The 14,528-nt window shown below is 69.5% G+C and carries 11 protein-coding genes, 1 tRNA gene and 1 pseudogene; 10 read left to right on the top strand and 3 right to left on the bottom strand.

Annotated elements, in window-relative coordinates; genetic code table 11:
- The first annotated feature begins 40 nt into the window (after window positions 1–40).
- From gltB to pyk, 3 genes are all read left to right on the top strand, one after another.
- Entirely contained in the window at window positions 41–4,582 is a 4,542-nt protein-coding gene (gene gltB / locus EJF31_RS07395; protein WP_125036450.1) for a glutamate synthase large subunit, read from the top strand.
- Window positions 4,575–6,041: a glutamate synthase subunit beta gene (locus EJF31_RS07390; protein WP_125036449.1), complete on the top strand. Its 1,467-nt coding sequence runs from the start codon at window positions 4,575–4,577 to the stop codon at window positions 6,039–6,041. Before gltB ends, EJF31_RS07390 begins: the two co-directional genes overlap by 8 nt.
- Before the next feature lie 92 nt (window positions 6,042–6,133).
- On the top strand, window positions 6,134–7,600 hold the full coding sequence (gene pyk / locus EJF31_RS07385; RefSeq protein WP_125036448.1) for a pyruvate kinase: 1,467 nt from the start codon (window positions 6,134–6,136) through the stop codon (window positions 7,598–7,600).
- Window positions 7,601–7,609: 9 nt separating this feature from the next.
- Here pyk and EJF31_RS07380 read toward each other — a convergent pair whose 3' ends face one another.
- From EJF31_RS07380 to EJF31_RS07375, 3 genes and pseudogenes are all read right to left on the bottom strand, one after another.
- On the bottom strand, window positions 7,610–8,188 hold the full coding sequence (locus EJF31_RS07380; RefSeq protein WP_260430695.1) for a transcriptional regulator: 579 nt from the start codon (window positions 8,186–8,188) through the stop codon (window positions 7,610–7,612).
- A gap of 63 nt (window positions 8,189–8,251) precedes the next feature.
- Window positions 8,252–8,389, bottom strand: a pseudogene (locus tag EJF31_RS22525) (helix-turn-helix domain-containing protein); the annotation flags it as partial.
- 30 nt (window positions 8,390–8,419) lie between these two features.
- Window positions 8,420–8,505, bottom strand: a tRNA-Leu gene (locus tag EJF31_RS07375).
- A 113-nt stretch (window positions 8,506–8,618) separates the two neighbouring features.
- Here EJF31_RS07375 and EJF31_RS21790 point away from each other — a divergent pair.
- The 7 genes from EJF31_RS21790 (at window position 8,619) to EJF31_RS07345 (ending at window position 14,505) form a co-directional block, all read left to right on the top strand.
- On the top strand, window positions 8,619–8,783 hold the full coding sequence (locus EJF31_RS21790) for a hypothetical protein (RefSeq protein WP_185736175.1): 165 nt from the start codon (window positions 8,619–8,621) through the stop codon (window positions 8,781–8,783).
- A 29-nt stretch (window positions 8,784–8,812) separates the two neighbouring features.
- Window positions 8,813–9,427: an ANTAR domain-containing response regulator gene (locus EJF31_RS07370; RefSeq protein ID WP_125036446.1), complete on the top strand. Its 615-nt coding sequence runs from the start codon at window positions 8,813–8,815 to the stop codon at window positions 9,425–9,427.
- 178 nt (window positions 9,428–9,605) lie between these two features.
- Window positions 9,606–10,733 carry a branched-chain amino acid ABC transporter substrate-binding protein gene (locus EJF31_RS07365; protein WP_125036445.1) on the top strand — a complete coding sequence of 376 codons (1,128 nt, stop codon included), beginning with the start codon at window positions 9,606–9,608 and terminating at the stop codon, window positions 10,731–10,733.
- 90 nt (window positions 10,734–10,823) lie between these two features.
- Window positions 10,824–11,840 carry a branched-chain amino acid ABC transporter permease gene (locus EJF31_RS07360; protein ID WP_260430694.1) on the top strand — a complete coding sequence of 339 codons (1,017 nt, stop codon included), beginning with the start codon at window positions 10,824–10,826 and terminating at the stop codon, window positions 11,838–11,840.
- Window positions 11,837–13,024 carry a branched-chain amino acid ABC transporter permease gene (locus EJF31_RS07355; RefSeq protein WP_260430693.1) on the top strand — a complete coding sequence of 396 codons (1,188 nt, stop codon included), beginning with the start codon at window positions 11,837–11,839 and terminating at the stop codon, window positions 13,022–13,024. Before EJF31_RS07360 ends, EJF31_RS07355 begins: the two co-directional genes overlap by 4 nt.
- On the top strand, window positions 13,017–13,802 hold the full coding sequence (locus EJF31_RS07350) for an ABC transporter ATP-binding protein (protein WP_125036444.1): 786 nt from the start codon (window positions 13,017–13,019) through the stop codon (window positions 13,800–13,802). Before EJF31_RS07355 ends, EJF31_RS07350 begins: the two co-directional genes overlap by 8 nt.
- Window positions 13,792–14,505 carry an ABC transporter ATP-binding protein gene (locus EJF31_RS07345; RefSeq protein ID WP_125036443.1) on the top strand — a complete coding sequence of 238 codons (714 nt, stop codon included), beginning with the start codon at window positions 13,792–13,794 and terminating at the stop codon, window positions 14,503–14,505. Before EJF31_RS07350 ends, EJF31_RS07345 begins: the two co-directional genes overlap by 11 nt.
- The last annotated feature ends 23 nt before the right edge of the window (window positions 14,506–14,528 follow it).

The following is a 14,528-nucleotide window of genomic DNA, read 5'->3' as shown; positions in this document are numbered from 1 at the left end:
GCCGGGCCGCACGGCACAGACGACGACGGGAGAATGCCCGGTGCCTTTCCAGCACGCATTCCCGCCGCCCCAAGGGCTCTACGACCCCCGCCACGAGCACGATGCGTGTGGCGTGGCGTTCGTCGCGACCCTGACCGGCGTTGCCAGCCACGACATCGTTGCCAAGGCGCTCACTGCGCTGCGCAACCTCGAGCACCGCGGCGCCGCGGGTGCCGAGCCCAACTCCGGCGACGGTGCCGGCATCCTCATGCAGGTGCCGGACGCGTTCCTGCGCGACGTCGTCGACTTCGACCTCCCGGCGCAGTTCGCCTACGCCGTCGGCACCGCCTTCCTCCCCGGTGACGAGGAGGAGATCGCCAAGACCCGCCGCCGGATCGAGGAGATCGCCACGGAGGAGGGCCTCGCGGTCCTCGGCTGGCGTGACGTCCCGACCGACCCCGACATCCTGGGCGCGACCGCGCTCGGCGTGATGCCGGCCTTCAGCCAGGTGTTCGTCTCCGGTGCCGCCTCGCGGCTGTCCGGGATGGCCCTGGAGCGGCTGGCGTTCGTGCTGCGCAAGCGCGCGGAGCACGAGACCGACGTCTACTTCCCGTCGCTGTCCTCGCGCACGCTCGCCTACAAGGGCATGCTGACGACCGACCAGCTCGACAAATTCTTCCCCGACCTGACCGACCCGCGGGTCGCGTCGGCGATGGCCGTGGTCCACTCGCGGTTCTCCACCAACACCTTCCCGAGCTGGCCGCTGGCCCACCCGTTCCGGTTCATCGCCCACAACGGCGAGATCAACACCGTCATGGGCAACCGCAACTGGATGCGGGCCCGTGAGGCGCTGCTGGCCTCCGACCTGATCCCCGGCGACCTCGAGCGGCTCTACCCCATCTGCACCCCCGGTGCGTCGGACTCCGCGTCGTTCGACGAGGTGCTCGAGCTGCTGCACATGGGCGGCCGCTCGCTGCCCCACTCGGTGCTGATGATGATCCCCGAGGCGTGGGAGAACCACACCGAGATGGACCAGAAGCGCCGCAGCTTCTACGAGTTCCACTCCGCGCTCATGGAGCCGTGGGACGGCCCGGCGTGCGTGGTGTTCACCGACGGCTCCCAGATCGGTGCGGTCCTGGACCGCAACGGCCTGCGCCCCTCGCGCTACTGGGTCACCGACGACGGCCTGGTCGTGCTGGCCTCCGAGGTCGGCGTGCTCGACATCGACCCCGCGACCGTGGTCCGCAAGGGCCGCCTCCAGCCGGGCCGGATGTTCCTCGTCGACACCGACGAGCACCGCATCATCGAGGACGAGGAGATCAAGTCCGAGCTCGCGGGGGAGCACCCCTACGACGAGTGGCTGCACGCCGGCCTGATCCACCTCGACGACGTCACCGAGCGCGAGCACGTCGTGCACACCCACGCCTCGGTCACCCGTCGCCAGCAGGTCTTCGGCTACACCGAGGAGGAGCTCCGCGTCCTCCTCACCCCGATGGCCAACACCGGCGCCGAGCCGATCGGCTCGATGGGCACCGACACCCCCATCGCGGCGCTCAGCGCCAAGCCGCGGCTGCTGTTCGACTACTTCGCGCAGCTGTTCGCCCAGGTCACCAACCCGCCGCTGGACGCCATCCGCGAGGAGCTCGTCACCTCGCTCAACGGCACCATCGGCCCCGAGGCCAACCTGCTCGAGCCGCAGCCCGCGTCCTGTCGCCAGGTCGTGCTGCCGTTCCCGGTGATCTCCAACGACGACCTCGCCAAGATCCGCCACATCAACCGTGACGGCGACATGCCCGGCTTCATCACCCACGTCGCCCGCGGCCTGTACGACGTCGAGGGCGGCGGCACCGCGATGGCCGAGCGGATCGAGGAGATCTGCCAGGAGGTGTCCGGTGCGATCGCCGACGGCGCGCGCATCATCGTGCTCTCCGACCGGCACTCCACCGCCGAGCTCGCGCCGATCCCGTCCCTGTTGCTGACCGGAGCGGTCCACCACCACCTGGTCCGCGAGAAGACCCGCACCCAGGTCGGCCTGCTGGTCGAGGCCGGCGACGTCCGCGAGACCCACCACGTCGCGCTGCTCGTCGGCTACGGCGCCGCCGCGGTCAACCCCTACCTCGCCATGGAGTCCGTCGAGGACCTCGCGCGCGAGGGCTACTACGTCAAGACCGAGCCCGAGGCGGCCGTCGCCAACCTCGTGAAGGCGCTCGGCAAGGGCGTGCTCAAGGTGATGTCCAAGATGGGCGTCTCCACCGTCGCGTCCTACACCGGAGCCCAGATCTTCGAGGCAGTCGGCCTGTCGCAGTCCGTCGTGGACCGCTACTTCACCGGCACCACCTCCAAGCTCGGCGGCATCGAGCTCGACACGATCGCCGAGGAGGTCGCCCGGCGCCACGCCGCGGCGTACCCCCGTGGCGGCATCGCGCCGGCCCACCGCGAGCTCGAGATCGGCGGCGAGTACCAATGGCGCCGCGAGGGCGAGCCGCACCTGTTCGACCCCGACACGGTCTTCCGCCTCCAGCACGCCACGCGCGCCGGTCGCTACGACGTGTTCAAGCAGTACACCCAGCGCGTGGACGAGCAGTCCGAGCGGCTGATGACGCTGCGCGGCCTGTTCCGCTTCAAGGACGGCGCGGCCACCGGGCGCACCCCGATCCCGATCGAGGAGGTCGAGCCGGTCTCCGAGATCGTCAAGCGCTTCTCGACCGGTGCGATGTCCTACGGGTCGATCAGCCAGGAGGCCCACGAGACCCTCGCGATCGCGATGAACCGGCTGGGCGCGAAGTCCAACACCGGTGAGGGCGGCGAGGACCCCGACCGGCTCTACGACCCCGAGCGCCGCAGCTCGATCAAGCAGGTCGCGTCGGGTCGCTTCGGTGTCACGTCGGAGTACCTCACCAACGCCGACGACATCCAGATCAAGATGGCGCAGGGCGCCAAGCCCGGCGAGGGCGGCCAGCTGCCCGGCCACAAGGTCTACCCGTGGGTGGCCAAGACCCGGCACTCCACGCCGGGTGTCGGGCTGATCAGCCCGCCGCCGCACCACGACATCTACTCCATCGAGGACCTGGCGCAGCTGATCCACGACCTCAAGAACGCCAACCCGTCGGCCCGCGTGCACGTCAAGCTGGTCTCCGAGGTCGGCGTCGGCACGGTCGCGACCGGCGTGTCCAAGGCCCACGCGGACGTCGTGCTGATCTCCGGCCACGACGGCGGCACCGGCGCGAGCCCGCTGACCTCCCTCAAGCACGCCGGTGGTCCGTGGGAGCTCGGCCTGGCCGAGACCCAGCAGACGCTGCTGCTCAACGGCCTGCGCGACCGGATCGTCGTGCAGACCGACGGCCAGCTCAAGACCGGCCGCGACGTCGTCGTGGCCGCGCTGCTCGGCGCCGAGGAGTTCGGCTTCGCGACCGCACCGCTGGTCGTGTCGGGCTGCATCATGATGCGCGTCTGCCACCTCGACACCTGCCCGGTGGGCGTCGCCACCCAGAACCCCGTCCTGCGGGAGCGTTTCTCCGGCAAGCCGGAGTTCGTGGTGACGTTCTTCGAGTACGTCGCCGAGGAGGTGCGCGAGCTGCTCGCCGAGCTCGGCTTCCGCAGCCTGGAGGAGGCGATCGGCCACGTCGAGACCCTCGACGTCGCCGAGGCGGTCGACCACTGGAAGGCCGCGGGGCTCGACCTCTCGCCGATCCTGCACATGCCCGAGCTCCCCGAGGGCGCGGCGCTGCACAACACGACCGGCCAGGACCACGGCCTCGACAAGGCCCTGGACAACGAGCTGGTCCGGATCGCCGAGCCCGCGCTGGAGCGGGGCGAGCCCGTCCGCGCCCAGCTCGAGGTCCGCAACGTCAACCGCACCGTCGGCACGATCCTCGGCCACGAGGTGACCAAGCGCTACCGCGGCGAGGGCCTGCCCGACGGCACGATCGACATCACCTTCACCGGCTCCGCCGGCCAGTCGTTCGGCGCGTTCGTCCCGAGGGGCATCACGCTGCGCCTCGAGGGCGACGCCAACGACTACGTCGGCAAGGGTCTGTCGGGCGGCCGGATCGTCGTACGTCCCGACCGGGCGGCGACCTTCGACGCCTCCCAGCAGATCATCGCCGGCAACGTCATCGGCTACGGCGCCACCTCGGGCCAGATCTTCCTCCGCGGTGTCGTCGGCGAGCGCTTCTGCGTCCGCAACTCCGGCGTCCACGCGGTCGTCGAGGGCGTCGGTGACCACGGCTGCGAGTACATGACCGGCGGCATCGTGGTCATCCTCGGCCAGACCGGGCGCAACTTCGCGGCCGGCATGTCCGGCGGCTACGCGTTCGTGCTCGACCTCGACGAGGGCCGGGTCAACCAGGAGCTGGTCGACCTCGGCAAGGTCGAGGGCGACGCCGCCGACGAGCTGCACGCGCTGGTCAGCGCCCACTTCGAGGAGACCGGGTCGACCGTCGCGGAGGAGCTGCTGGCCGATTGGCCGGCCGCCCTCGCCCGGTTCACCGAGGTCATGCCCAGTGACTACAAGCGGGTCCTCGACGCTCGTGCGGAGGCCCTCGAGGAGGGCCTCGACGAGGAGCAGGCAGCGGCCCGGATCATGGAGGTGCTTCATGGCTGATCCCAAGGGCTTTCTGAAGGAGGGCCGCGAGGTCGCCACGCGTCGTCCGGTGGACGAGCGCGTCAAGGACTGGAACGAGGTCTACCCGGACGGCATCGGCCGGGCCCTGCTGCCGATCATCAGCAAGCAGGCCGGACGCTGCATGGACTGCGGGATCCCGTTCTGCCACCAGGGCTGCCCGCTTGGCAACATCATCCCCGAGTGGAACGACCTGGTCTGGCGTGACGACTGGGAGGGCGCGATCGAGCGCCTGCACGCGACCAACAACTTCCCGGAGTTCACCGGTCGCCTGTGCCCGGCCCCCTGCGAGACCGCCTGCGTCCTGGGCATCAACCAGGACCCGGTGACCATCAAGAACGTCGAGGTCTCGATCATCGACAGGGCGTGGGAGTCCGGCTACGTCCGGCCCCAGCCGCCGGAGTGGCTCTCGGGCCGCACGGTCGCCGTGATCGGCTCGGGCCCCGCCGGCCTGGCCGCCGCCCAGCAGCTCACCCGCGCCGGCCACACCGTGGCGGTCTACGAGCGCGCCGACAAGATCGGTGGCCTGCTGCGCTACGGCATCCCCGAGTTCAAGATGGAGAAGAAGCACCTCGACAAGCGCCTGGACCAGATGCGCCGTGAGGGCACCGTCTTCCGGGCCGGCGTCAACGTCGGCGAGGAGCTGACCGGGGCCAAGCTGCGCGAGCGGTACGACGCCGTCGTGCTGGCCATGGGCGCCACCGAGGCCCGCGACCTGCCGGTCCCCGGGCGTGAGCTCGGCGGCATCCACCAGGCCATGGAGTTCCTCCCGCAGGCCAACCGGGTCTCGCTCGGCGAGGAGGTCGAGGGCCAGATCACCGCGACCGGCAAGCATGTCGTCATCATCGGCGGCGGCGACACCGGCGCGGACTGCCTCGGCACCTCCACCCGCCAGGGCGCGGCCTCGATCACGCAGCTCGAGATCCTGCCCGAGCCGCCGACCGAGCGGCCCGCGGGTCAGCCCTGGCCGACGTACCCCATGACCTTCCGCGTCTCCTCGGCCCACGAGGAGGCGGGGGAGCGGGTCTACGCCGTCTCCACCCAGGAGTTCCTCGGTGACGAGGACGGCAACGTCCGGGCCCTGCGCCTGGTCGAGGTCTCCTTCGAGGGCGGCAAGCTCGTCGAGCACGAGGGCACCGAGCGGGAGATCCCGGCCGAGCTCGTCCTCTTCGCGATGGGCTTCACCGGCCCCGAGAAGCCGGGTCTCGTCGAGCAGCTCGAGGTCGACCTCGACGAGCGCGGCAACGTCGCGCGCGACAACGGCTACATGTCCTCGGTCCCCGGCGTCTTCGTGGCCGGCGACGTGGGCCGCGGGCAGTCGCTCATCGTCTGGGCGATCGCCGAGGGCCGTGCCGCGGCGGCCGCCGTCGACACGTTCCTGACCGGGTCGACCACGCTGCCGGCGCCGATCCCGCCGACCGCACGGCCGCTCGTCGTCTGACACACCAGCCCCACACCAGCACCGCGCCCCCGCCGTCTCGGCGGGGGCGCGGCGTGGTTGTTGGAACGATCTAACCCGGCTAGGGTTCTCGGGTGCGTAGAGCCAAGATCGTCTGCACCCTCGGCCCGGCCACCGCGTCCCCGCGACGCATCAAGGAGCTGGTGTACGCCGGCATGGACGTGGCCCGTCTGAACATGAGCCACGGGTCCCACGAGGACCACGCCGAATCCTACCGCCTGGTGCGCGAGGCGTCGGACACCAGCGGCCACGGGGTCGGCATCTTCGCCGACCTGCAGGGCCCGAAGATCCGGCTCGAGACCTTCGCCGACGGTCCCGTGCAGCTGCGCCGCGGGCAGCAGTGGACGATCACCACGCGCGACGTCGAGGGTGACGCCGAGATCTGCGGGACGACGTACAAGGGACTGCCGGGCGACGTGAACGTCGGCGACCCGATCCTCATCGACGACGGCAAGGTGCGGCTCCGGGTGACCGGGGTCGACGACACCGACGTGACGTGCGACGTGCTGGTCGGCGGCAAGGTCAGCAACAACAAGGGCATCAACCTGCCCGGCGTCGCGGTGTCGGTGCCCGCCCTGTCGGAGAAGGACATCGAGGACCTGCGCTTCGCGCTGCACCTCACCGTGGACTTCATCGCGCTGAGCTTCGTCCGCAACGCCCAGGACGCCGAGGACGTGCGCCGCATCATGCGCGAGGAGGGCGTGATGCTGCCCGTCATCGCCAAGATCGAGAAGCCGCAGGCGGTGGAGAACCTCGACGAGGTGATCGCGGCCTTCGACGGCTTCATGGTGGCGCGCGGCGACCTCGGCGTGGAGTGCCCGCTCGAGGACGTGCCGTTCCTGCAGAAGCAGATCATCGAGAAGGCGCGACTCAACGCCAAGCCGGTCATCGTGGCCACCCAGATGCTCGAGTCGATGATCTCCAACCCCGCGCCGACGCGCGCCGAGGCCTCCGACGTCGCCAACGCCGTGCTCGACGGCGCCGACGCGGTGATGCTGTCCGGCGAGACCAGCGTGGGGGAGTACCCCGTCCACACGGTCGAGACCATGGCCCGGATCATCACCGCCACCGAGAAGCACGCGATGGAGGGCGTCCTGGGCCAGGTCAAGGAGATCGACTGGGACCCGCACACCCGCTCCGGCGTGATCGCCAAGGCAGCCGAGGAGGTCGCCGAGCGGGTCGAGGCGAAGTACGTCGTCGCGTTCACCAAGTCGGGTGACTCCGCCCGCCGGATGTCGCGCCTGCGTGGCCCGATCCCCGTCCTGGCGTTCACGCCCGAGGCGTCCGTGCGCTCGCAGCTGTCGCTGTCGTGGGGCGTCGAGACGTTCAAGACCCTCGAGGTCGAGCACACCGACGAGATGGTGCGCCAGGTCGACGAGCAGCTCCTCCAGATCGGCCGCGTCGAAGAGGGCGACCTCGTGGTCATCATCGCCGGCAGCCCCCCGGGCATCCCCGGCTCGACCAACGCGTTGCGGATCCACCGGATGGGCGACGCGATCAACGAGGCGGCCCCGGCCTACCGTCGCAAGCAGACCCCCTGACGGGCGGCCTCAGTCCTTGGGGCCGATGAGGGCGTCCAGGCGGGCCACGTCCGCCCGCCGCGACACCGAGACGGTCTTCCAGTTGGACTGTCGCCACGCGACCCCCGCGAGGTCGAGCGCCCAGCAACAGAGCTCCCGGATGTCTGCCGAGTTGTTGGTGAACTGCCACCGCGGGTAGTCGTACCGCCTGCGCTCACCGGCCACGACCCGGCTCGTCCAGTTGCGCACCCGCGACCCGTCGGAGTGGAAGAGCCCGCGCAGGAACGGGGCCGGGTGGGCGACGACGACCTCCCGCTGCCACTCGTCCAGGACGATGGGCCGCTCGTGCTTGCGCCCCGGCCCGTGCTGGGGGAAGAGGCACGGCCAGTGCTTCCAGGACACCGTCGTGACGACGCAGCCGGGCACCCGACGAGTGTGCGGCCTGCCGCCCGGCTTCACTCGGCTCATCAGGCGCGCAATGCGCACATTGGCGCGGGTGTACGTCGCATCGTTGAAGACGTGGAGGTTGAAGACGTCGCGTCTGCCGCGGGTGATGTGGCCGTCCCCGAGGTACCAGCCGAGCAGCTCGGCGTAGGCGGCCGTGTCCAAGGGACCGTCGTCGCATCTCGGGCACGGAGGGGCCAGGTGGGTCTGTCCACGGGGGAGTCCCCGCCGCTGGTAGTCGCGCCGCCACCGGCGGATCGTCTTGACGGCGACACCGTGGCGCCGTGCGTTCTCGGCGTCGGGCATTCCCGCGTCGGAGGCACGCAGTGCGCTGTCGACGGTCTCCTGGGGTCGGACGTGGGGCACACGAGCAAGTCTCGGGTGCCCCACCGACAGTGGTGCCGGGTGTGGGATTCGAACCCACAAGCCCTTTCGGGCAGTGGTGTTTGAGACCACCGCGTATGCCGTTCCGCCAACCCGGCCCGAGCCGCGGAGATCGTATCTGATCACCATCCCAGGTCGCCCCTTGGCCAAACACTACTAATCAACTATAGTTACATGAGAAGAGGCCGTGCCAGCACACCGGGAGTTCCCCATGTTCAGTCCCACGCAGTGGAGTCGGGTCAGCAACCAACGGGCGGTCGACAACGCCCGGGCTGCGGCGACCGAGCTGAGCCGGCTCCGGGTGGAGCGGGAGGACGTCGAGCTGTTCCTCGCCGAGGTCGCCGAGCGGCACACCGCGGCGACCCAGCCCGCCTGAGCGGACCGCCTGCCGATAATCTGTGCGGCGTGACCCAGCAGGAGAACGCCCCCACGCCGTCCGGCACGCGCCGCGTCGTGATCGCCGAGGACGAGGCGCTGATCCGCATGGACCTCGCGGAGATGCTCACCGAGGAGGGGTACGACGTGGTGGGCCAGGCGGCCGACGGCGCGAAGGCGATCGAGCTCGCCGAGTCCCTCCGCCCCGACCTGGTCATCCTCGACGTGAAGATGCCGGTCCTGGACGGCATCGCGGCCGCCGAGCGGATCGCCAGCAACCGCATCGCACCGGTCGTCATCCTGACGGCGTTCTCCCAGCGTGACCTGGTCGAGCGGGCGCGCGATGCCGGCGCGATGGCCTACCTCGTCAAGCCCTTCAGCAAGGGCGACCTGGTGCCGGCCATCGAGATGGCCGTGAGCCGCTTCTCCGAGCTGACGATGCTCGAGGGCGAGGTGGCCGACCTCCAGGAGCGGCTCGAGACCCGCAAGGCCGTCGATCGCGCCAAGAGCATCCTCCAGCAGCAGCTCCAGCTCTCCGAGCCCGATGCCTTCCGGTGGATCCAGAAGACCGCGATGGACCTGCGTCTCTCGATGCGCCAGGTCGCCGAGGGCGTCGTGACCCACGGCCCCGGCATCGCCGGATGACGCGCTGTCGACGCCCGATCGGTGCTCCGCGGCGCATGTCGCCCAGATCACAAATCAACAACGCAACCGAACTTGCCGAAGAAATTCCACCGTCGCCGCTCGCCAAGCACTAGTTTGACGGCCATCGACACGCTTCGCGCCCATCGGCGCGGGGTTTGAGCCCGATGGAGGGACTTCCATGATTCGCTTCTCCAAGTCAGCCCGGATGTTGGCCGTGGTGGCCGCCGCCGGTCTGGCGCTCAGCTCCTGCGGCAGCGACAACAAGACCGACAATGCCTCCAGTGGCAGCTCCGGCGGCAGCGAGCTCTGCGGCAAGAACCTTGCCTTCCTCGGCGCGCTCACGGGCGACGCCGGTGCTCTCGGCCAGAACATGGTCGGCGGCATCGAGCTGGCGCTCAAGGAGTACAACGACAAGCACGCCGACTGCCAGATCGGCCTGAAGAAGTTCGACTCGCAGGGCAGCCCGGACACCGCTCCGGGTCTGGCCACGCAGATCGTCAACGACGACACCATCTTCGGCCTCATCGGCCCCGGCTTCTCCGGTGAGTCGCTCGCGACCGGCAAGACCTTCTTCGAGGCGGGCCTCCCGTCGATCAGCCCCTCGGCCACCAACGTGACCATCACCCAGCAGGGCTGGACCACGTGGCACCGGGTCATCGGCAACGACGACGCCCAGGGCGCGGCGGACGCGAAGTACCTCACGGACAACGGCGCCGCCAAGGTCTACGTCATCGACGACGGCCAGGACTACTCCAAGGGCCTCGCCGGCAAGGTCACCGACACCCTCGGCGACGCCGTGGTCGGCACCGACCAGATCTCGGTCGGCCAGACGGACATGTCCGCCGTGGTCACCAAGGTCAACGCCGCCAAGGCGGACGCGGTCTTCTACGGTGGCTACTACACCGAGGCCGGACTGCTCGCCAAGGCGCTGCGCCAGGGCGGCTTCAAGGGCACGTTCATGTCGGGTGACGGCTCGGAGGACCCGAACTTCGTCAAGGTCGCGGGTGCGCAGGCCGCCGAAGGTGCGGTCCTCTCTGCTCCCGCGGGTCCGCCCCCGGCCGACTTCGGTGCCACGGGCCTCTACGCCACGCAGTCCTACGACGCCGCGAACATCTTCCTCGCGGCGCTCGACAGCGGTGCCTCCACGGGCCAGGAGATCAACGACTTCATCGGCAGCTACACCGCCGATGGCGTCAGCGGCCCGATCGAGTTCGACGCGAACGGCGACATCACGCAGTCCAAGATCTACGCCTACTTCGTCAAGAACGGGGAGCTCGACGTCGAGAACCCCCAGGCGATCTCGTGATCCGTTGATCTGACGCACAAACCCGGGCTGCGGCCGGGGGGAGACCTTCTCCCCGGCCGCAGCTACTCAGATCGGCTGAGGAGAACTTCTGTGGATTTCGGCGCCCTGTTCGGCAGCTTGGACAACTTCCTCAGCTTCACCATGGGTGGGCTGGTGTTCGGGGCGATCTACGCCCTCATCGCGCTCGGCTACACGATGGTGTACGGCGTTCTCCAGCTCATCAACTTCGCCCACTCCGAGGTCTTCATGTACGGCACGTTTGCCGTCGCATGGGTCTTCATCGCGTTGCACGGCACCGGCTCGGCGACGTGGAGCCTCGGCCACGCGATCCCCTACCTCCTGGTCGCCCTCGTCGCGGCCATGCTCCTCTCGGCGGGTGTGGCGTTGCTCCTCGAACGCCTGGCCTACCGCCCCCTGATCAACAAGGGGGCACCGAAGCTCATCGCCCTGATCTCGGCCATCGGTGCGTCGTTCGCGCTGGCCGAGGCGATGGGCCTCCGCGACCGCATCACGAGCTGGGTCGGCCTGGACGGCAAGCTCGCCAACTACGTCGCGCCCAACAAGGCTCGCGACGTCTTCTCCAACCCGGTCTCCATCCAGCCGAACGGACTCTTCTCCGTCGGCGGCTACGAGGTCACCGACGTCGACCTCGTCATCGTCGTCGCGGCGCTCGTGATGATGATCGCGCTCGACCAGTTCGTCCGCCGCACCCGCTTCGGTCGCGGCATCCGTGCCGTGGCCCAGGACCCGGAGTCCGCGGCCCTCATGGGCGTCAACTCGACGCGCGTCGTCCAGCTGACCTTCCTGATCGGTGGCCTGATGGCCGGTGCGGCGGCCACCCTCTACATGATGAAGATCGGCTCGACCCGCCAGAACGCCGGCTTCCTGCTGGGCGTCAAGGCGTTCACCGCCGCCGTCATGGGCGGCATCGGCAACCTCCGCGGCGCGCTCCTCGGCGGCCTGATCCTGGGCGTCATGGAGAACTGGGGCTCGGCCGTCTTCGGCTCGGAGTGGAAGGACGTCGTCGCCTTCATCCTCCTGGTCCTGATCCTGCTGGTCAGGCCGTCGGGCCTGCTCGGTGAGTCGCTCGGAAAGGCACGCGCATGATGGGCCGCGACCTGGGCATCGCCCGCCGTTGGGACCGCGTGGTCGACGGCTACCAGTCCTCGTCCCGGCCGGTGAAGATCGTGGCCGTCACCTTGGTGCTCGTCCTCGCCTACGCGCTGCCCCTGCTGCGGCCGCCGATCATCACCACCCAGAGCATCGACTTCGGTGGCGTGATGTTCCGCGTCATCGCCTTCGCGCTCGTCGCCCTGGGCCTCAACATCGTCATCGGGTACGCCGGCCTCCTCGACCTCGGCTACGTCGGCTTCTACGCGTGCGGCGCGTACACCACCGCCGTGCTGACGACCTATCACTGGCACTGGCCGTTCTTCCTGGCGCTGCCCGTGGCGATCCTGGTCACCATGGTGACCGGTGTCGTGCTCGGGGCGCCGACCCTGCGCGTGCGCGGCGACTACCTCGCCATCGTCACGCTGGGGTTCGGAGAGATCATCCGGATCACGGTCACCAACGTGGAGTGGCTCGGTGCTGCGGCGGGCATCAAGGACATCGCCCACCCGAACAACATCGGCAAGGCGCCGACGCCGCCCTTCGACCCGGGTGGCATGTTCGCGATCCCGCGCCTGACGTGGCAGGGCTTCGTCCCCACGGTCGACCACAAGCACGAGACGCACGTGCTGATCTTCGGCGCGCTCGACGCGATCCCGTACTACTGGCTCGTGCTCACCGTCCTGATCCTCGTCCTCATCGGCGACCGCCTGATCAAGGCGAGCCGGGTGGGCCGGGCGTGGGAGGCCACGCGCGAGGACGAGGATGCGGCCGAGCTGATGGGCGTGCAGACCTTCAAGTACAAGCTCATGGCCTTCGCGCTCGGCGCGGCGATCGGCGGCCTCTCCGGCTCGTTCTACGCCAGCAGCCAGAGCGGCTACATCAACCCCTTGAGCTTCCCGCTCCTGCTGTCGATGCTGTTCGTGGCCTCCGTCATCGTCGGTGGCGCCGGCAACCGCTGGGGAGCCATCGCCGGCGGTGCCCTGGTGGCCTACCTGCCGGAGCGGTTCCGCGACTTCGCCGACTATCGCCTGCTGGTCTTCGGCCTCGCGCTCACCGTCCTGGCGGTGTGGCGGCCCGAGGGACTGCTGCCACCACGCCGGACCCGGCGGGCCAAGAAGGCCGAGGCACAGATCGAGGCCCTCGAAGAGGGCGAGCTGGACGAGGTGGACCATGCCTGAGGCACGCGCACTGCTCGAGGTCGACAACGCGACCCTGCGTTTCGGCGGCCTGACCGCCCTGGACCAGGTCACCTTCGACATCCGCGAGGGCGAGATCCTGGGCCTGATCGGGCCCAACGGCGCCGGCAAGACCACCTGCTTCAACGCGATGACGGGTGTCTACCAGTTGACGTCGGGCCAGATCCGCTTTGACGGCGCCTCACTGGCCGGCCGCAAGCGCCACACGATCACCAAGCTCGGGATGGCCCGGACCTTCCAGAACATCCGCCTGTTCAAGGCGATGACGGTGCTCGAGAACGTCATGGTCGGGGCCGACGCCCACAGCAAGGTGAGCTTCTTCGAGGCACTCTTCCGGCTGCCCCGGCACCGGCGCACCGAGGCCGCCGCGCTCGCCCGGGCCAAGGAGCTGCTGGACCTGGTGGGGATCACGGCCCGTCACGACGAGCTCGCCACCAACCTGTCCTACGGCGACCAGCGGCGGCTCGAGATCGCCCGTGCCATGGCCACCAACCCCAAGCTGCTCTGTCTCGACGAGCCGGCCGCGGGCTTCAACCCGGCCGAGAAGCAGCGGCTGATGGAGCTGATCCGGAAGGTGCGCGACCAGGGCATCACCGTGCTGCTCATCGAGCACGACATGCGCCTGGTCATGGGCGTCACCGATCGCATCGTCGTCCTGGAGTTCGGGCGCAAGATCGCCGAGGGCACGCCCGCGGAGATCCGCGACAATCCTGCGGTCATCGCCGCCTACCTGGGAGTGGACGAAGAAGATGCTTCTTGAGGTCGAGGGCCTGTGCGTCAACTACGGACACATCGAGGCGATCCGCAACATCAGCTTCTCCGTCGAGGAAGGCACGATCGCGACCCTGATCGGCGCCAACGGCGCCGGCAAGACCACCACGATGAAGACGCTCTCGGGCCTGCGCAAGGTCCGTGAGGGCAAGGTGATCTTCGCGGGCAAGGACATCACCCACATCCCGCCCTTCGAGCGGGTCAAGATGGGGCTGAGCCAGTCGCCCGAGGGACGCGGCATCTTCCCGGGCATGACGGTGCGCGAGAACCTCGACATGGGCGGCTACGTCCGCCGGGACAAGGCCGGCCTGGCGGCCGACCTGGAGCGGGTCTTCGGCCTGTTCCCGCGGCTCCAGGAGCGTTTCGACCAGGTGGCCGGCACGATGTCCGGTGGCGAGCAGCAGATGCTCGCGATCGGGCGGGCGCTGATGGCGCGGCCGCGCCTGGTCCTGCTCGACGAGCCGTCGATGGGGCTGGCCCCCAAGCTGATCCAGCAGATCTTCTCGATCATCACCGAGATCAACAAGCAGGGCACCACCGTCCTGCTCGTCGAGCAGAACGCCGCCCAGGCGCTCAAGCGGGCCCACACCGCCCACGTGCTCGAGACCGGCGAGATCAAGCGGTCGGGCACCGGCGCCGAGCTGGCCGGCGACGACGCCGTGAAGGCGGCGTACCTCGGCGGCGACCTCTGAGCTGACCGACCCCCGCAGGGGGC

Source organism: Nocardioides sp. LS1, from assembly GCF_003865225.1.
Taxonomy (GTDB): domain Bacteria; phylum Actinomycetota; class Actinomycetes; order Propionibacteriales; family Nocardioidaceae; genus Nocardioides; species Nocardioides ginsengisegetis.
The sequence above is the reverse complement of the archived record's forward strand: the minus strand, read 5'-3'. Positions and strand labels throughout refer to the sequence as shown.